Origin of the sequence: Achromobacter spanius (assembly GCF_039673305.1) — a bacterium.
Taxonomy (GTDB): Bacteria; Pseudomonadota; Gammaproteobacteria; order Burkholderiales; family Burkholderiaceae_B; genus Achromobacter; species Achromobacter spanius_F.
This window is the reverse complement of record NZ_JBDJLJ010000002.1, coordinates 268,181-284,895: the sequence shown is the minus strand read 5'-3', so window position 1 is coordinate 284,895 and position 16,715 is coordinate 268,181. Positions and strand designations below refer to the sequence as shown.

Below are 16,715 nucleotides of genomic sequence, written 5' to 3'. Positions count from 1 at the left end.
GCGCACATGCAACCCGATCCCGTCCTGCGCGTACGCGACCTGACCACCTGTTTCGACGGCGACGACACGACCGTCCTGGCCGTCGACAAGCTCTCGTTCGACCTGCTGCCCGGCGAAACCCTGGGCCTGGTCGGCGAATCCGGCTGCGGCAAGAGCGTCACGTCCCTGTCCATCATGCGCCTCTTGCGCGCCCCCGGGCGCGTCGCGGGCGGCAGCATCGAGTTCGACGGCCGCGACCTGCTGGCGCTGCCCGAAAAAACCATGCGCGCCATCCGCGGCAACCAGATCTCGATGATCTTCCAGGAACCCATGACCTCGCTGAACCCCGTGATCACGGTGGGCAAGCAGATCTGCGAATCGCTCATGCTGCACCAGGGCCTGTCGCGGCGCGACGCGATGGCGCAGGCCGAGGCCCTGCTGGACCTGGTGCAGATTTCGGACCCGGCGCGCCGCGTGCGCGAGTATCCCTACCAACTGTCGGGCGGCATGCGCCAGCGCGCCATGATCGCCATGGCGCTGGCCTGCCAGCCCAAGGTCCTGATCGCCGACGAGCCCACCACCGCGCTGGACGTCACCATCCAGGCGCAGATCCTGCACCTGCTGCGCGACATCCAGGCGCGCCTGGGCACCGCCATCGTGCTGATCACGCACGACCTGGGCGTGGTCGCGCAGATGTGCCAGCGGGTGATCGTGATGTATGCGGGGCGCAAGGTCGAGGAAGGCAGCGTAGACGACGTGCTGGACCGCCCGCAGCATCCCTACACCCAGGCGCTGATCCGGTCCTTGCCCGACTTCGTCGACGGCCAGGACCACACGGCGCGGCTGGCCGAGCTGCCCGGCATCGTCCCCGTGAGAACGCCCGAATCGCGCGGCTGCGCCTTTGCCGCGCGTTGCCCGCAGGCGCTGCCGCGCTGCGCCGAAGAGGCCCCGTCCGCCACCGAAACCGGCGCCCGCCACCGCGTCTGGTGCTGGGCCCGGCAGGCCGAACCCGCGCCCGCCGCCCTGACCGCGTGAGACCCGCCATGAACCTGCACGACATCCCCCTTGCGTCTTCAGTCGGCGCCTCCACCGCGGTGCCCATGCTGGAAGTCATCGGCCTGAAGAAGCACTTCCCCGTGGACAGCGGGCGCGGCGCCAAGGTGCTGCGCGCCGTGGACGGCATTTCGCTGTCCGTCCCGCGCGGCCAGACGCTCAGCCTGGTGGGCGAATCCGGCTGCGGCAAGTCCACCACCGGCAAGTGCCTGATCCGCCTGACCGATCCCACCGAAGGCCGCATCCTGCTGGAAGGCGAAGACCTGGCGACGATGAACAGCAGCCAGTTGCGCGCCATGCGCCGCCGCATGCAGTTCATCTTCCAGGACCCGTTTTCGTCCATGAACCCGCGCATGCGCGTGCGCGACATCATCGGCGAGCCGCTGCGCAACTTCGGCCACGACCGCGCGGCCATCCGCGAGCGCGTGGCGCAGCTGCTGGCGCGCGTCAGCCTGCGCCCCGACGCCGCCGACCGCTATCCGCACGAGTTCTCGGGCGGGCAGCGCCAGCGCATCGTCATCGCACGCGCCCTGGCCCTGGACCCGGGCCTGATCGTCTGCGACGAGCCGGTGTCGGCGCTGGACGTGTCGGTGCAGGCGCAGGTCATCAACCTGCTGATGGACCTGCAGCGCGACCTGGGCCTGACCTACGTGTTCATCTCCCACGACCTGAGCGTGGTGCGCCACATCAGCCACCGCGTGGCCGTGATGTACCTGGGCAAGATCGTCGAGATCGGCACCCGCGACGCCATATTCGACCGCCCGGCCCATCCCTACACCCGCGCGCTGCTGGCCGCCGTGCCGTCGGCCCGCCAGGGCGAGCGCACGCCCGTCGAAGTCCTGAAGGGCGAGATACCCAGCCCGCTGTCGCCCCCGTCGGGCTGCGCGTTTCGCACCCGCTGCCCGATGGCGCAGCCGCGCTGCGCCGAAGAAGCCCCCCAGCCCCGCCAGGTCGCCGCCGAACAGCAGGTTGCCTGCCACTTTGCCTGACCCCTTCCAGCCGGAGAATCGCATGTCCCAGCCCGACGCCACCCCGTTCGACTACATTCTTTCCGGCGGCACCGTCATCGACGGCACCAACGCCCCCGGCCAGCGCGCCGACGTGGGCATGCGCGGCGACCGCATCGCCGCCGTGGGCGACCTGGCCGCCGCTGCCACCCGCCGCCGCATCGACGTGTCGGGCAAGGTCGTCGCCCCCGGCTTCATCGACTCGCACACCCACGACGACAACTACCTGCTCAAGCGCCGCGACATGACGCCCAAGATCTCGCAGGGCGTCACCACCGTCGTGACGGGCAACTGCGGCATCAGCCTGGCGCCGCTGGCCCATGCCCACGCCAGCCCGCCCGCGCCGCTGGACCTGCTGGACGAAGGCGGTTCCTACCGCTTCGAGCGCTTCTCCGATTACCTGGATGCGCTGCGCGCCACGCCCGCCGCCGTCAACGCCGCCTGCATGGTGGGCCACTCCACGCTGCGCGCGGCCGTCATGCCCGACCTGCAGCGCGAAGCCACGCCGGACGAAGTGCAGGCCATGCAGGCGCTGGCCGACGACGCGCTGGCCAGCGGCGCCATCGGCATCTCGACCGGCACCTTCTACCCGCCGGCGGCCCGCGCCACCACCGAGGAAATCATCGAAGTCTGCCGTCCGCTCAACATCCACGGCGGCATCTACGCCACGCACATGCGCGACGAGGGCGAGCACATCGTAGAGGCGCTGGAAGAGACCTTCCGCATCGGCCGCGAGCTGGACGTGCCCGTCGTGATCTCGCATCACAAGGTGATGGGCCAGCCCAACTTCGGACGCTCCGCCGAAACCCTGCCCCTGATCGAAGCCGCCATGGCCAGGCAGGACGTCTCGCTGGACGCCTACCCCTACGTGGCGGGCTCCACCATGCTCAAGCAGGACCGCGTGCTGCTGGCCGGCCGCACCATCATCACCTGGTGCAAGCCATACCCCGAACTGAGCGGGCGCGACCTGGACGAGGTCGCCGCCGAACGCGGCAAATCCAAGTACGACGTGGTGCCGGACCTGCAGCCCGCGGGCGCCATCTACTTCATGATGGACGAGCCCGACGTCCAGCGCATCCTGAAGTTCGGCCCCACCATGATCGGCTCGGACGGCCTGCCCCACGACGAACGCCCGCATCCCCGGCTGTGGGGCACCTTCCCGCGCGTGCTGGGCCACTACTCGCGCGACCTGGGCCTGTTCCCGCTGGAAACCGCCGTCTGGAAGATGACGGGCCTGACGGCCGCCAAGTTCGGCCTGGCGGAACGCGGCCAGGTGCAGCCCGGCTACTACGCCGACCTGGTGGTCTTCGACCCCGCCACGGTGGCGGATGCCGCCACCTTCGAGCGTCCCACCGAACGCGCCGCCGGGATCCACTCGGTCTACGTCAACGGCGCCCCCGTCTGGGAAGAACAGGCCTTCACCGGCCAGCATGCCGGCCGCGTGCTGCACCGGATCGCCGCATGATCGCGCGCGGGAGCGCGCGTAACCGCCTTGCGTGCCCCTGCCCGGGCGGGCTTTCCGCCTGACCAGCCCCACCCCTTACAATCCGGCTACACGCGGCGGGGCTTGCGGGCCCTGCCCCAGCCCTCAACCCTTGAAGCCAGACCGCTACATGGCCCCAACCGGCAATACATCCCCGCCCGAAATCGTGGGCAAGGAAGAAATGGGCGCCCGCCTGCGCGCCGAGCGCAAGGCCAGGAAAATGACCCTGCAGGCGCTGTCCAAGGCCAGCGGCATTGCGGTATCGACGCTGTCGAAGGCGGAACTCGGCCAGATCGCCCTCAGCTACGAAAAATTCGCCGCCCTGGCCCGCGCGCTCGACATCGACATGACCCGCATGTTCATGCTGCGCGACGCCTCCCAGGCCGCCGTCGCCCCCACCTACGTCAAGAACAAGCTCAGCGACGCGCGCGACTACATCACCGAGAACTACCACTACCGCCTGCTGATGGGCGAATACCCCGGCAAGAAAATGCTGCCGATGGTCGCCATGATCGACTCGCGCAAGGTGGTGGAATTCGAAGACTACATCCGTCACCCGGGCCAGGAATTCGTCGTGGTGCTGTCCGGCAAGGTCCGCATCCAGTTCGAAAACGGCGACAGCGTCGTGCTCGGCCGGCTGGAGTCGGCGTATTTCGACAGCAGCATCGGGCATGTGTATCTGTCGCTCAGCAGAAAGCCCGCCGAGGTTCTGGCGGTGTGCAGCGATATGGAGGATGTGCCGGAACGGCTGAAGGGATGACGTTCTAGTTCAGACGTGCGCTCGCCGCCATGAGCTTTTTGGCCATCGTGTCGTATCTGCGCAGGATGCGCCGGCCATTGAGCGCCTTGCTCCAGGAATACACCGGAACAAGCTGCTTGGAGCCAAATCCGTCCACCAGATATAAGCCTTCCCGCCCACTGGCGTTAAAGCCCAGGACGATATTCCTGGCGCTGACGTCGTTGAAGACCACGTGGGAATCGACCAGGGCCATGATGAAATCGTGCACGCGGCCGCGCAGTTCGGTGTTGAAACCCTGTCGCGCCACGACTTCCTTCAGCGTGGGAGCCAGATTTCCGTGGGCATCGACAATGCGTTCCACCACGAGGCCCAGTCCCTTCGAAGTCAGGGCCAGGCCGAAGATGCGCGCCATCGGCACATTGCCCGATTTTGCGTCCAGGCGCGCCGCGGTGGCGATGTACTCGTTGGTTTCCGCGATGAATACCCGATGCGCATTGCCGCGCTGGAAGCGCTTGTACCAAGGGCGTTTCTGTTGACGCTCGCTGCTGCGCACGCCATTGACGATCTTGATAAGCAGCGAATCGTCCGTGGGGTGCAGGTACACATCGCGCTCGCTACCTGCGGCGGCTACGGCGAGCGGCCTGAGGTCCAATACGTCGAAAGGGCCGACCGACTGCGAAGGAGCAAGCTCCAGCCGGGGCCGCAGTTCCAGACCCTTGATGGGAATCACCGTATTGGCGAGGTCGCGACGGACAGAGGCATTTAGCATGGCAATCTCTTAACTCGATTGCTGCAGCGCGGCCGGGCTCGGGGATCCCCGCTCGGCGAGCCATGTTTCGTAGACCTGCTCGGTGCGTAGCGCCAACCCTGCAAGGGAGAATTTTCCCTCGGCATACACCATGCGCTTGCCCGCCTGTCCCATGCGTGCCCGCAGCTCGCCGTCGTCGATCAGGCTGGCCAGCGCCTGCCTGAGTTTCCCGATGTCGCCAGGCGGCACCAGTATTCCGGCCTCTCCGTCACTCACCATTTCGCTGACTCCGCCCACATCGACGCCGATGACAGGCAGGCCGGCGGCCGAGGCCTCGACGTATACCGTGCCCGACGCCTCTTTCTGAGTCGCAAGCGCAAAGATGTCGCTGCCGGCCAGAATGCTTGCCACGTCATTGCGAAAGCCCAGCATATGGATGCGGCTGGCCAGGCCGATTTCCGCGATAAGCGCCTGCAACTGACCGAACAGCGGGTCTCCGTTGCCGACCAGGACCAGATGCACATGCGGCCGTTGCGTCATCAGGGGCCGCAACGCTTCGATCAGCTCGCGGTGCCCCTTGGTTGCCCTGAGAATGGCCACGCAGCAGACCACGATGGCGTCTGCGGGCAGGTTCAATTCCTGCCGCAGAGTTGACTGGATGCCGGGCGCCGGCAGATTGATGGGAGAGTAGACCGTCTCCACGCGATCCGCGGGGACGCCGCGCTCGATCAGATAACCCCTGACGTGATTGCTGACCGTGGTGATCCGATGCGGCACCCAGGTATACGCCAGCATGGAATTGACACGGTTGGTCAGGTGCCGCGTGCGCACGATCAGCGGGGTGCCCGCCATGCGCGCGCCCAGGCCCGCCAGCAGCGTGTCTATGCGGCTATGGGTATTGAGGACATCGAAACGCCCCTTGCGCAGGATGCGGGCCACTTTCGGCGCGCCGCGCAGCAGATTCAGCAATCCCCCCATGGGCAGCGTATGGACGGTGATGCCGGCGTCCTTCGCGGCCTGCACGAGTTTCGCCTGCGGCCGGCATATCAGTTCCACGTGATGCCCGCGTTCACGCATGGCCTGCATTTCTTTGAGGATTCGGCGTTCCTGCCCGGCAAAGCCCAAAGCGGCTTCGGCATGCGCAATGCGCAAGGATCGTGGAGTTTCGGAAGGCATAGGGAGATAGAGAGGCGCCCCTCGGTTCAAACGAGGACAGCGGAATGTCTTGATGGCGTAGTGGCCACATGGTATTCGCGCGATCCCAACCGCACAAGCGAAGCGTCACGCGCAAAACGGCCGATTTCCAACAGAATTGTCGTGTTCCCGGGGTACGCGCCACGCCAGCGGGGTTTGTTCCCCAATATGGAAATGTGTTTTCCATGGCCATCATGGCGTCCCTGACAGCGGCTTTCGTTGCGTCGGGGTCACAGTAGGCCAGTCCCGGGGACAACAAAAAACCCGCATCCTCGTGCGAGAAATGCGGGTTCTTTGCGCTTCCAGGGATGCCCTGGAACAAATTCTTGGTGCCGACGGCGAGACTCGAACTCGCACAGCTTTCGCCACTACCCCCTCAAGATAGCGTGTCTACCAATTTCACCACGTCGGCTTGACCACTCCAGAAAGGCATGGCTTCCTGGAAAGTCGAGCATTCTATCACGTAAATCGGATTGCGGGGAGCCCGTCCCGTTTTACCCAGGAAACTGCCCCGCGGCCAGATCTTGCCGGTCCGCAGGGCAGCCCGATCAGTTGATCTGCAGATTGGTCGCCTTGACGACCTCGCCCCACTTGCGGGTCTCGCTTTCCATGAAGGCCTTGAAGGCCTGCGGTGTGTTGGGCGGCGGGGGCAGCAGGAAGCCGTTGGTCTGGTAGCTGGCGGCCAGGGCCGAATCGGACGTCAGCGCCTTGTTGATGGCGGCGTTGACCTTCTGCACGATTTCCGGCGGGGTGCCGGCCGGGGCGAACAGGCCGAACCAGGCCGCCACGTCGAATCCCGGCACGCCGGATTCGGCGATCGTCGGGATTTCAGGCGCGAACGGCACGCGGCTGCCGGTGGTGACGGCCAGGCCGGTCAGCTTGCCGGCGCGCACGTGCGGCAACAGCGGCGGCAGGTTGTCGAAAATGGAATCCACCTGCCCGCCCAGCAGGTCGGCCACGGCCGGGCCGCTGCCGCGGTACGGCACGTGCAGGATGTCGATGCCCGTCTTCATCTTGAACAGTTCGCAGCCCAGGTGGGCGGACGAGCCGTTGCCGGGCGACGCGCAGGTCAGCTTGCCGGGATTCTTCCTGGCGTAGTCGATGTACTCCTGCACGGTCTTGACCGGCACGCTGGCGTTGACCGCCAGGATGTTGGGGACCACGTTCAACAGCGCGACGGCGTCCAGGTCCTTGAGCGCGTCATAGGACATCTTGGAGTAGAGCGACTGGTTGATCGCGGTGGAGATCGAGCCCACGAACAGCGTGTAGCCGTCCGCTGGCGCGCGGGCGACGGACTCCGCGCCGATGTTGCTGTTGGCGCCCGGCTTGTTCTCCACCACGAAGGTCTGGCCGAATTCCTTGCCCAGCACGTCCGCGATCATGCGGGCGCTGATGTCGGTGGTGCCGCCGGGGGCATAGCCCACGACCAGGCGGACCGGCTTGGTGGGATAGGCGTTCGCCTGGGCCTGGACGGCCCCGGATGCGAAGCACGCCAGCACGGCGGCAGCGCCAGCCAGTTTGGAATAGATTTTTCTCATGTTTCCTCCTTTTGAGAACGGTCGGGCGCGACGGATCCGTGCGCGCCATTTTTTTGTTGTTGTCCGGGCCGGGCGGCCCGGCGGGGTTACGCGGCAGCCTGCGGGCGCCAGGAGCCCGCCGCGCTTACCGGCGCGATCAGGTCGGGCGTGACGTCGGCAAGCGTGCTGCAGCCGAGCAGCGCCATGTTGGTGGAGATTTCGCTGCGGAAGATGTCGGCGACCTTGCGGATGCCGGCGGCGCCGGCCACCGCCGCGCCGAAGAGCTGCGGCCTGCCGGTGAAGACCATGCGCGCGCCCTGGGCCACTGCCTTGAGCACGTCGGAACCGCGCCGGAAGCCGCCGTCCACCATCACGGGATACCCGGCCGGCACCGCCGCCACGATGTCGGGCAGCGCCTGCAAGGGCGAAATGCAGCCGTCGAGCTGGCGGCCGCCGTGATTCGACACGATCACGCCGTCGGCGCCCGCGGCGCAGGCCAGCCGCGCATCATCGGGATGCATCACGCCCTTGAGCACCAGCGTGCCCGGCCAGTTCTCGCGGATCCAGCGGATATGCTCCCACGACAGCTTGTCGCGTTCGCCCCGAAAACCGTTGGGCGGATCCTGCGTGATGGGCGGGCCGATGTCTTCGTACAGGTTCGAGAACCGCGGCACGCCGCTGCCCAGCAGCGTGCGCATGAAGACGTTCAGGCTCCAGCGCGGATGCAGCATGCCGTCCAGCACGACGCTTGCGCTCATCTTGAACGGCACGGTAAAGGCCAGGCGCTGCAGGTTCTCGCGGTTGGCGCCGACGCAGGTGTCGATGGTCACGACCAGCACCGGGATTTTGGCCTGGCGCAGACGGGCCAGCAGCTTGCCGATGCGCTCGATGTTGCCGGGCAGGTAGGCCTGGTACCAGCAGCGATTGCCGGTGGCTTCCTGCAGGCGCTCGAGCGGCACGCTGGAGGCGCCGCTGATGATGAAGGGAATGCGGGATTCCTGGGCGACTCGCGCCAGCGCCAGGTCGCATTCATGCATGACGATCGCCGAAAATCCCGTGGGCGCGAAGCCCACGGGCATGGCGTAGTCCTGGCCGAACAGGCTGACCTGGCTGCTGCGCCGGTCCACCACGCGCAGGCCGCGCGGGCGAAAGCCGATATCGCGCGGGGCGCGCAGGCTTTCGGCCAGCGATTCGCCGTCTTCGGTGCCACCGCAGATGTAGCCTTCGACGCAGCGCGGCATGATGCGCCGCGCTTCGCGCTCGAAGTCGCCCACCGACAGGCAGCGGTCCAGGCGACTCATGCGGCCACCGGCGTACCGGCTTGCGCGCCCAATGCTTGCAGGCAGGCGGCCAGCGAGCGCGCCTGCGTGTCTTCGTACAGCGCCAATTCGTCCATCACGGGCGCACCCAGGGCCTGCTCGAACGCGGCCTGGCTGGCGTTCTGCGCGTACTCGGCCTGCGCCTTGTCGCCCAGGTTCGATTGGAAGATGCCCGCGGCGCTGACCGGCAGGAAGTCTTCATACACCAGCGGCTCGAACTGCAGGTAACCCTGCCCGATCAGCGTGGACAGGTCCGTCGCGTCCGGAGCGCCTTCCTTGCCGGTCAGGAAATAGCGGAAATACGCCAGCCCCTGGTCATGCAGCGCCTTGTAGTCATCCGGAAACGCGGCAAAGCATTCCTGCAGGTTCTGCATGTAGGCGGCCGCATTGCCTTCGTTGGGCGCGCCGCTGATGCGGCTGCGCGCCAGATCCAGCAGCTGGTCGTACAGGGCGCGGCCCTTGCGGGTCAGCGCCACGCCGCGCTGCTCGATCTCGCCGAAGCGGGCCGTATGGCTGCCCACCGACGTGCCGCCGTCCGGGCCGGCAAAGCGCACGGGTTCCTCCAGCGCCTTGAAGCTGGTCTGGCGCAGCAGGATCGGGCACTTGCGCGGCGGCGGGCCTTCGATGACGGCCTTGGCCGACACGCCGCGCCGGGGCATTTCGGCCTGCGCTTCGTCGATGTCCAGGGTGCGCGGCGTCAGATGGTTGATGTGCGGTCCCTTGAAGGCCACCACGTCGGCAATCAGGCGGTGCAGCCCATGCAGCTCGCGATAGTCTTCCAGGCTGACCGTGGACTCGCTGTGCCAGCGGAAGGTGTGCAAGGCCTCGGCAACGAATTCCTGCGCATCGGCGTCGTTCAAACCGCCTTGCGCTTCGGAACAGGCCGTCAGCTCAAGCACGCGGGCGGTGAAAATCCGGCGCGCCGACAGGATCCGGGCGGCCTTCTCGCGCAGCGCCGCGTCGTCGATCAGTTCCAGCCGCAGCAGGGACGTGAAAACGCGGAAGGGGCTGGCCTGCAGCGCGGCTTCGTGCGTCGCGCGAAACGCAGTCGAATGCACGGGGACGCCGGCTGGCGACAGGTCGTAGTAGCCCACCGGCTGCATGCCCATCACGGCGAAAACACGCCGCATGTTGGCCAGCTCTTCGGCGGTGCCCACGCGGATCGCGCCATGGCGCTCGATGTCCAGGCGCTCGATCTCGCCGGTGCGCGCCAATTGCGCGGCCAGTTCCGGCTGCCCGGCCATCGTCTTGGCGTTCACCTGGGCCACCAGGTCCAGCAGCGTGTCGTACAGCGGCACTTCCTGCTTGTACATGTCGGACATGGCGCGCGAAAACCAGGCGCGGATTTGATCGGGACTGACGAAACTCTGACTCATGGCGGGCTCGGCGCATCGGTGAACAAGGGATGGCCCGCATGAAATCACGCCCGGCGGGGCGCAATCAAATGAAAAAAATCGGGTTAATCAGTCCGTTTTTTCATGGACCGCGGCCGCGGGGCCTTTCGGGCGTCCAGCCGCCCGGCCTCGTCTTCCACCCAGGCCACGAATTGCTTGATCTTCGGCACCTCGGCCGAATGCTCGGAGTACGCGACGAAGTACGCGCCGTCGCTGGGCTGCACATAGTCCCAGGGGATGACCAGCTTGCCGGCCTGCAATTCTTCTTCGGCCAGCAGCCGGGGCGTCAGTGCGATGCCGCAGCCGCCTTCGGCCGCGCGCACGCACATGTAGAACGTATCGAACCGCGGGCCGTGGTAGCTGCGGTCGGACTGGAATCGCTGATGGGAAAAATAGTCATGCCAGGCCTCGGGGCGCGAGGCGCACTGGATCAGCGTCTGCTGGCCCAGCTCCTCCAGGTCGGCGACCTTGTCGCCGCGCAGGAATCCGGGCGCGCAGACCGGCACCACGTCGGCCTCGAACAGTTCGCGGCATTGGGCGCCGGGCAGCGTGCCGTGCCCGAAGAAAAACGAAATGTCGATCCTGGCCTGCATCAGATCGAACGGCCGGGTCTCGCTGCGCACCTTCACCTGGATGTCCGGGTGCGCGGCCATGAAGCGCTGCAGGCGCGGGATGAGCCAGCGCGCGCCGAAGGTCGGCTGGGTGCCGATGGTCAGGACCTGGGTTTCGCTGCCGTAGGTCAGGATGGTGCGCGAAGACATGTCCACCTGGTTCAGAATGGCCCTGACCTCGGACTGGTAGAGCGCCCCGGCGGGCGTCAATTGCAGTCGGCGCCGCACCCGCAGGAACAGCGGATTGCGCAGCAGCGACTCCAGCTGCGCGATCTGCTTGCTGATCGCGCTCTGCGTCATGTGCAGCTCCTCCGCCGCGCGCGTGAAGCTCATGTGCCGCGCGACCGCCTCGAAACACTGCAGCGCCATCATCGACGGCATCAAGCGCTTTTCCATGGAGCTCCCCTGCGGATCACTTCACTGCTGCAACAATAAAAAAAGGCCGGCATGCGCCGGCCTTTCTTCCTGCTGCCACCTTACTTTGCCGGCGCGGCGGGCGTTTCCGCCGGCTTTTCGCCAGCAGGCGCGGCGGGCGCGGCCGGCGCCGACGGCACCGAGGCGTCGGGCTTGGCGGCGGGAGCCGGAGCCGCGCCGGGGACCGACGAAGCGCCAGGCACGGACGACGCGCCAGGAGCGGCGGGCACGGAACCCGGCGCTTGCGGGACCGAGCGGTCGGCCGGGAAGCTTTGCATCACGCCGGAATCAACGGCCGGGCCGCTGGTGCCCTTGTGGCTGACGTAGGCCAGGCCGGCGGTGGACGCGAAGAACACCACGGCGGCCCACTTGGTGGCGCGCGACAGGAAGTTCGCCGCGCCGGTGGCGCCGAACAGGCTGCCCGACGAGCCGCTACCGAAAGCGGAGCCCATGTCGGCGCCTTTGCCCTGCTGAAGCAGGACCAGGACGATGATAGCCAGCGCCGAGATCACTTGGACGGCCAGCAGAATTTTGAGCATCAGGGGCATTACAGACTCCGGAACGGAAACTTAGATGGCGGCAATTCGCAAAAACTCTTCGGCCACGAGCGACGCGCCGCCGACCAGGGCTCCGTCGATATCAGTCATGGCGAACAAACTGGAGGCGTTGGCGGCTTTCACGCTGCCGCCATACAACACTTGCACCTGCGCGGCGCCCAGGGTGCGCAGCGCGGCGCGGATGGCGCCGTGGACTTCCTGGGCCTGCTCGGGGCTGGCGGTGCGGCCCGTGCCGATGGCCCAGACGGGCTCATAGGCCAGGACCATGCGCGACACGGCGTCGGCGCCCAGGGCCAGCACTGGCTTCAACTGGCGTTCGATGACGGCCAGCGTATTGCCGGCCTCGCGGTCGGCCAGGGATTCGCCCACGCACACCACCGGGGTCAGCCCGGCGGCCAGCGCGGCCTGGGCCTTGGCGGCCACGACTTCGTCGGTTTCACCGTGCAGCACGCGGCGCTCGGAGTGGCCGGCCAGCGCCCAGCGGCAGCCGAATTCCTTCAGCATGGGGCCGGACACTTCGCCCGTGTATGCGCCCTTTTCGTGCGCGCTGACGTCTTGCGCGCCCCAGGTGACGCTGCTGCCGGTCAATGCCGAAGCGGCCTGCGCCAGGTACGGGAACGGAACACAGATGCCGATTTCGCAGTGGCTCGCAGCATCCGCGGCGCGAAGCTCGGTCAGCAACGCGGCGTTCTCGGCCAGGTTGCCGTGCATCTTCCAGTTGCCCAGCACGAGGCGGGCGCGGTTTTCGACTGAAGTCATGGCGAATTTGTTTGGCGAATTTGTCTGGAGGCGGCAAAAGCCGGGACCACATGCACCCTGTCCGGGCGGGCCGGCCTGGAAATCCAAGCAGCGGGACCTGAAACAGGGGTCTTATGGGGCAACTGCGGCAACCGCCCACGGGCCTGCCTGGAAAAAATTCCAGGCGAAACCCGAGATTGTATCCTGTTGCGCGGCGATACGCCGAACGCCGCGCGTTTCTTACATTGTCAGGATGATTTTGCCGATGTTTTCACCGCTTTCCATCATGGCGTGCGCCTTGGAAGCCTCGGCCAGGGGGAAGGTGGCGTGGACGATGGGCTTGATGGCCCCATTTTCCAGCAGCGGCCAGGCCTGTTCGCGCAGGGCGCGGGCAATGGCGCCCTTGAAAGCGACCGGACGAGGACGCAGGGTGGAGCCGGTGATGGTCAGGCGGCGGCGCATGACCTGCGAGGTGTCCACATTGGCGTGGGATCCGCCCAGCTGGGCGATGATGACGATGCGCCCGTCGTCGGCAAGGCATTGCATGTCGCGGCCGATGTAGTCGCCGGCCACCATGTCCAGGATCACATCCACGCCGCGGCCGCCGGTAGCGTCCAGCACTTCCTTCACGAAGTCCTGCGTCTTGTAGTTGATGCCCTTGTCGGCGCCCAGCGCTTCCACGGCACGCGCGCGGTCGTCGCTGCCGACCGTTGCATAGACCTTGTGGCCCAGTGCGCGGGCAAGCTGGATGGCCGTGGTGCCGATGCCGCTGGCGCCGCCGTGCACCAGCAGGGCTTCGCCGTCGGCCAGGCGGCCGCGGTCGAACACGTTGCTCCAGACGGTGAAATAGGTTTCCGGCAGGCCCGCTGCCTCGATGTCGGACAGGCCCTTGGGAATGGGCAGGCATTGCGCCACGGGCGCGACGCAGTATTCGGCGTAGCCGCCGCCCGCCACCAGCGCGCAGACCTTGTCGCCCAGGGCAAAACCGCTGCCCGCCACGTCGCCGCCCACGATCTCGCCGGCCACTTCCAGGCCCGGCAGGTCGGACGCGCCGCGCGGCGGAGCATAGTTGCCCTTGCGCTGGAACACGTCGGGACGGTTGACGCCCGCGGCGCTTACTTTGATCAGGACTTCGCCGGCCCCGGCTTCGGGCGTGGGACGCTCCACGGGGACCAGGACATCCGGGCCACCGGGCCGGGAGATTTCAACAGCGTGCATCGCGTGCCTCCTTCGCAGCAAATGGATTATTATTGCGCCCTTTACGGGATATCGCGCCTTCGTTCGGGCAGAATGTTTGCCAGACGGCCGGATTGCGAGGCAACAGCCTGGCAGTATCCGCGCAGCAGTGTCAGGGCAATAACCCGGCAATACCAAAGCAGTACCAGAGCAATACCCCGGAAGCGTGGCAGAGTGGTCGATTGCACCGGTCTTGAAAACCGGCAACGGGCAACCGTTCGTGAGTTCGAATCTCACCGCTTCCGCCAAAATCAAAGGCAACCGTCCCCTTCAGGCGTAGTATGGACGCAGATTCCCCCTGGAGGTTGCCATGTACAAGCACATACTCATCCCCATCGACGGATCCAGCCTCGCCAATTCCGGCCTGGAGCAAGGATTGGCCCTGGCCCGCGAGCTCGGCGCCAGCGTCACGGTGCTGACGGTGTACAGCCATTTCCACATGCCATCCATGGAGACCGTGCAGCTCGAGGGCGTGCGCCAGGTCTACGAACATCAGGCCAAGGAACTGGCCAGCTCATATCTGTCGGAAGCGGCAGGCAAGGCCAGCACGGCAGGCGTCGCCTGCGCCACGGAAATGCGCGAAAGCGATACCCCTTATCAGGTGATCGTCGACGTTGCCGTGACGCGCAATTGCGACCTGATCGCCATGTCCTCGCACGGGCGCGGCGGCATGGCGGCGCTGCTGCTGGGCAGCCAGACCCAGAAGGTGCTGGCGCATTCCACCTTGCCGGTACTGGTGTACCGCTGACCTTCAGGCGGCTGCGTAGGTCCTGGGAATGCCCGCGGCGGCCACGCCGCTGCGCAGGCGTTCGTGCGGCAGCGACGCCGCCAGCAGTTCGCGCGCGGCAAGCAGCCGGGGCAGATTTACGCCCGTCCGGTAGCCCATGCTTTCCAGCATGAACACCAGGTCTTCCGTCACGATGTTGCCCGATGCGCCCGGCGCGAACGGGCAGCCACCCAGCCCTCCCAGGCAGGAATCGAAGCTGCGGATGCCTTCATCCAGCCCCGCCAGGACATTGGCCAGCCCCAGCCCCATCGTGTCGTGCAGGTGCAGCTTCGTGAGCGTGGCGCCCACTGCGTCCTGCGTGGCGCGCACCGCCTCGCGCACCCGCGCCGGGTGGGCGTAGCCCACCGTGTCGGCCAGCGCGATTTCATCGGCGCCCGCGCGCGCCACCGCCGCGGCCACCTGGGCCACGCGCCGCACCGGCACCTCGCCTTCCATCGAGCACCCGAAGGCCGTCGCCACGGCCGCGTCGATGCGCATCGGCCGCGCCTGCGCGCGCACCCAGTCGACGATGGACTCGAGCATCGCCACCTGCGCATCCGTGCCCTTGCCCACGTTGGCGTGGCTGTGCGTGTCGCTGACCGACACCGGAAACGCCAGCACGTGCGCGCCCGCCTCGTACGCGGCGATGGCCCCCTTGAGATTGCAGGCCAGCGCGCAGACGGTCAGGCCGCTTATCTTCAGGACCTCGGGCAGGATGGCGCCCGTGTCCGCCATCTGCGGCACCAGCCGCGGCGACACGAAGCTGCCCACCTCGATCTCGCGCAGGCCCGCGTCGGCCAGTTGCCGTATCCAGCGCAGCTTGTCCGCGCCGGCCATCATGCCCTTGGCCATCTGCAGGCCGTCGCGCGGCCCCACTTCACAAAGCCTGACTTCCTGGTTCATGTGCGTCCCGTTTGCCGTTTCCGGATCTATTGCTGGATGACGATGCCGGCGCTCTTGATGGTCTGGCGCGCCTTGCCGATGTCCGACTGGATCAGCGCGGCGAATTGATCGCTGGACACCGGGTCGGTTTCCAGCCCTTGGGCCGCCAGCGCTTCCTGCACGTCCTTGCGCGCCAGCAGCTTGTTGAAGTCGGCGTTCAGCCGGGTGACGATGTCGGCCGGCGTCTTGGCCGGGGCCAGCACGCCGTAGTAGGTCACCACGCTGAAATCCTTGTATCCCAGCTCCGCCACGGTGGGCACGTCGGGCAATGCGGGATTGCGCTTGGGCGAAGTCACCGCCAGCGCGCGCACCTTGCCGGACTTGATGAGGGTCGCGGCCGACGAGATCGACGAGCCCGCAAACTGCAGGTGTCCGCCCATCAGGTCCGCCAGCGCCGGCGCGGATCCCTTGTACGGCACATGCTGCATCTTGAAGCCGGCTTCGTGCTGCAGCATTTCCATGGCGATGTGTACGCCCCCGCCCGTGCCCGACGTCCCGTAGGAGATCTTGTTGGGTTCCTTCCTGGCCGCCTCGATCACTTCCGGCAGCGTCTTGTAGGGCGATTGCTCGGCCACCAGCAGCACCATCGGCGTCGTGGCCACCAGCGCCACCGGCGCCAGATCCTTGACGGGGTCGTACGCCACCTTCATCAACAGCGGAATCAGCGTGACGTTGTCGGACTGGCCTATCACCAGGTCATAGCCCTGCGCGGGCGAACGCGCCGCTTCGGCCAGGCCCAGCGCCGTGCCCGCACCGGGCTTGTTCTCGGGCACGACCGCCCAGCCGGTCAGTTCATGCAGCTTGGTGCTCATCAGGCGGCCGATGTAATCGGTGCCCCCGCCCGGCGTGGACGGGATGATGATGCGGATGGGTTTGCTGGGATAGTCCTGCGCATGGGCCGTGCATGCGACGGCCAATGCGGCCATCGCGACTAGTTTGCGGATCATCGGGTTGTCTCCTCTTTGATGGACGTCTTGGCGGTCTGGCGCCGCCTCGACAGGGATCAGGCGCTACCGCC

General features: G+C 66.9%; 16 protein-coding genes and 2 tRNA genes. 6 read left to right on the top strand and 12 right to left on the bottom strand.

What is annotated here, in order from left to right; translation table 11 throughout:
* Positions 1-6 precede the first annotated feature (6 nt).
* From ABE485_RS03520 to ABE485_RS03505, 4 genes are all read left to right on the top strand, one after another.
* Positions 7-1,014 carry an ABC transporter ATP-binding protein gene (locus tag ABE485_RS03520; RefSeq protein ID WP_346513491.1) on the top strand — a complete coding sequence of 336 codons (1,008 nt, stop codon included), beginning with the start codon at positions 7-9 and terminating at the stop codon, positions 1,012-1,014.
* 8 nt (positions 1,015-1,022) lie between these two features.
* The gene (locus tag ABE485_RS03515) at positions 1,023-2,021 is read left to right on the top strand and encodes an ABC transporter ATP-binding protein (RefSeq protein WP_346513489.1); all 999 of its coding nucleotides are present in this window, start codon (positions 1,023-1,025) and stop codon (positions 2,019-2,021) included.
* A 22-nt stretch (positions 2,022-2,043) separates the two neighbouring features.
* Positions 2,044-3,504, top strand: coding sequence for an N-acyl-D-amino-acid deacylase family protein (locus ABE485_RS03510; protein WP_346513487.1), 1,461 nt, complete (start codon positions 2,044-2,046; stop codon positions 3,502-3,504).
* A 148-nt stretch (positions 3,505-3,652) separates the two neighbouring features.
* Complete coding sequence (locus ABE485_RS03505; protein ID WP_346513485.1) at positions 3,653-4,282, top strand: helix-turn-helix domain-containing protein; 630 nt, start codon at positions 3,653-3,655, stop codon at positions 4,280-4,282.
* 4 nt (positions 4,283-4,286) lie between these two features.
* On the opposite strand, the gene ABE485_RS03500 is transcribed toward ABE485_RS03505, so the two are convergent.
* From ABE485_RS03500 to ABE485_RS03455, 10 genes are all read right to left on the bottom strand, one after another.
* Positions 4,287-4,991: a YrbL family protein gene (locus tag ABE485_RS03500; protein ID WP_346513483.1), complete on the bottom strand. Its 705-nt coding sequence runs from the start codon at positions 4,989-4,991 to the stop codon at positions 4,287-4,289.
* A gap of 48 nt (positions 4,992-5,039) precedes the next feature.
* Entirely contained in the window at positions 5,040-6,185 is a 1,146-nt protein-coding gene (locus ABE485_RS03495) for a glycosyltransferase family 4 protein (protein WP_346513481.1), read from the bottom strand.
* Between the two features lie 345 nt (positions 6,186-6,530).
* A tRNA-Leu gene (locus tag ABE485_RS03490) sits at positions 6,531-6,615 on the bottom strand.
* A gap of 136 nt (positions 6,616-6,751) precedes the next feature.
* Positions 6,752-7,741 (bottom strand): Bug family tripartite tricarboxylate transporter substrate binding protein, encoded by a 990-nt coding sequence (locus ABE485_RS03485; protein WP_346513479.1) that lies wholly within the window; start codon positions 7,739-7,741, stop codon positions 6,752-6,754.
* A gap of 86 nt (positions 7,742-7,827) precedes the next feature.
* The gene (locus tag ABE485_RS03480) at positions 7,828-9,021 is read right to left on the bottom strand and encodes an alpha-hydroxy acid oxidase (protein WP_346513477.1); all 1,194 of its coding nucleotides are present in this window, start codon (positions 9,019-9,021) and stop codon (positions 7,828-7,830) included.
* Positions 9,018-10,415 (bottom strand): 2-oxoadipate dioxygenase/decarboxylase HglS, encoded by a 1,398-nt coding sequence (hglS, locus tag ABE485_RS03475; RefSeq protein WP_346513475.1) that lies wholly within the window; start codon positions 10,413-10,415, stop codon positions 9,018-9,020. The genes ABE485_RS03480 and hglS overlap by 4 nt, the downstream gene beginning before the upstream one ends.
* Before the next feature lie 83 nt (positions 10,416-10,498).
* Positions 10,499-11,440: a LysR substrate-binding domain-containing protein gene (locus tag ABE485_RS03470; RefSeq protein WP_346513474.1), complete on the bottom strand. Its 942-nt coding sequence runs from the start codon at positions 11,438-11,440 to the stop codon at positions 10,499-10,501.
* Between the two features lie 80 nt (positions 11,441-11,520).
* Entirely contained in the window at positions 11,521-12,006 is a 486-nt protein-coding gene (gene secG / locus ABE485_RS03465) for a preprotein translocase subunit SecG (protein WP_346513473.1), read from the bottom strand.
* 21 nt (positions 12,007-12,027) lie between these two features.
* A complete protein-coding gene (gene tpiA / locus ABE485_RS03460) occupies positions 12,028-12,774 on the bottom strand; it encodes a triose-phosphate isomerase (protein ID WP_346513471.1) in 747 nt (248 codons plus the stop codon).
* A 219-nt stretch (positions 12,775-12,993) separates the two neighbouring features.
* Positions 12,994-13,971: an NAD(P)H-quinone oxidoreductase gene (locus ABE485_RS03455; RefSeq protein ID WP_346513470.1), complete on the bottom strand. Its 978-nt coding sequence runs from the start codon at positions 13,969-13,971 to the stop codon at positions 12,994-12,996.
* A gap of 178 nt (positions 13,972-14,149) precedes the next feature.
* Here ABE485_RS03455 and ABE485_RS03450 point away from each other — a divergent pair.
* Positions 14,150-14,237 (top strand) — tRNA-Ser (locus tag ABE485_RS03450).
* A 62-nt stretch (positions 14,238-14,299) separates the two neighbouring features.
* Positions 14,300-14,737 carry a universal stress protein gene (locus ABE485_RS03445; RefSeq protein WP_346513469.1) on the top strand — a complete coding sequence of 146 codons (438 nt, stop codon included), beginning with the start codon at positions 14,300-14,302 and terminating at the stop codon, positions 14,735-14,737.
* A 3-nt stretch (positions 14,738-14,740) separates the two neighbouring features.
* Here the strand turns inward: ABE485_RS03445 and ABE485_RS03440 are convergent, their stop codons facing one another.
* Positions 14,741-15,658, bottom strand: a complete 918-nt coding sequence (locus ABE485_RS03440) for a hydroxymethylglutaryl-CoA lyase (protein WP_346513468.1) — start codon at positions 15,656-15,658, stop codon at positions 14,741-14,743.
* Between the two features lie 26 nt (positions 15,659-15,684).
* Complete coding sequence (locus tag ABE485_RS03435) at positions 15,685-16,644, bottom strand: Bug family tripartite tricarboxylate transporter substrate binding protein (protein ID WP_346513466.1); 960 nt, start codon at positions 16,642-16,644, stop codon at positions 15,685-15,687.
* Positions 16,645-16,715 lie beyond the last annotated feature (71 nt).

Coding starts and splice junctions, on each gene's coding strand:
- ABE485_RS03455 (WP_346513470.1), bottom strand. CDS start 13,971: ATGCACGCTGTTGAAATCTCCCGGCCCGGTGGCCCGGATGTCCTGGTC.
- ABE485_RS03470 (WP_346513474.1), bottom strand. CDS start 11,440: ATGGAAAAGCGCTTGATGCCGTCGATGATGGCGCTGCAGTGTTTCGAG.
- ABE485_RS03440 (WP_346513468.1), bottom strand. CDS start 15,658: ATGAACCAGGAAGTCAGGCTTTGTGAAGTGGGGCCGCGCGACGGCCTG.
- tpiA (WP_346513471.1), bottom strand. CDS start 12,774: ATGACTTCAGTCGAAAACCGCGCCCGCCTCGTGCTGGGCAACTGGAAG.
- ABE485_RS03485 (WP_346513479.1), bottom strand. CDS start 7,741: ATGAGAAAAATCTATTCCAAACTGGCTGGCGCTGCCGCCGTGCTGGCG.
- ABE485_RS03445 (WP_346513469.1), top strand. CDS start 14,300: ATGTACAAGCACATACTCATCCCCATCGACGGATCCAGCCTCGCCAAT.
- ABE485_RS03435 (WP_346513466.1), bottom strand. CDS start 16,644: ATGATCCGCAAACTAGTCGCGATGGCCGCATTGGCCGTCGCATGCACG.
- ABE485_RS03515 (WP_346513489.1), top strand. CDS start 1,023: ATGAACCTGCACGACATCCCCCTTGCGTCTTCAGTCGGCGCCTCCACC.
- ABE485_RS03520 (WP_346513491.1), top strand. CDS start 7: ATGCAACCCGATCCCGTCCTGCGCGTACGCGACCTGACCACCTGTTTC.
- secG (WP_346513473.1), bottom strand. CDS start 12,006: ATGCCCCTGATGCTCAAAATTCTGCTGGCCGTCCAAGTGATCTCGGCG.
- ABE485_RS03505 (WP_346513485.1), top strand. CDS start 3,653: ATGGCCCCAACCGGCAATACATCCCCGCCCGAAATCGTGGGCAAGGAA.
- ABE485_RS03510 (WP_346513487.1), top strand. CDS start 2,044: ATGTCCCAGCCCGACGCCACCCCGTTCGACTACATTCTTTCCGGCGGC.
- ABE485_RS03480 (WP_346513477.1), bottom strand. CDS start 9,021: ATGAGTCGCCTGGACCGCTGCCTGTCGGTGGGCGACTTCGAGCGCGAA.
- hglS (WP_346513475.1), bottom strand. CDS start 10,415: ATGAGTCAGAGTTTCGTCAGTCCCGATCAAATCCGCGCCTGGTTTTCG.
- ABE485_RS03495 (WP_346513481.1), bottom strand. CDS start 6,185: ATGCCTTCCGAAACTCCACGATCCTTGCGCATTGCGCATGCCGAAGCC.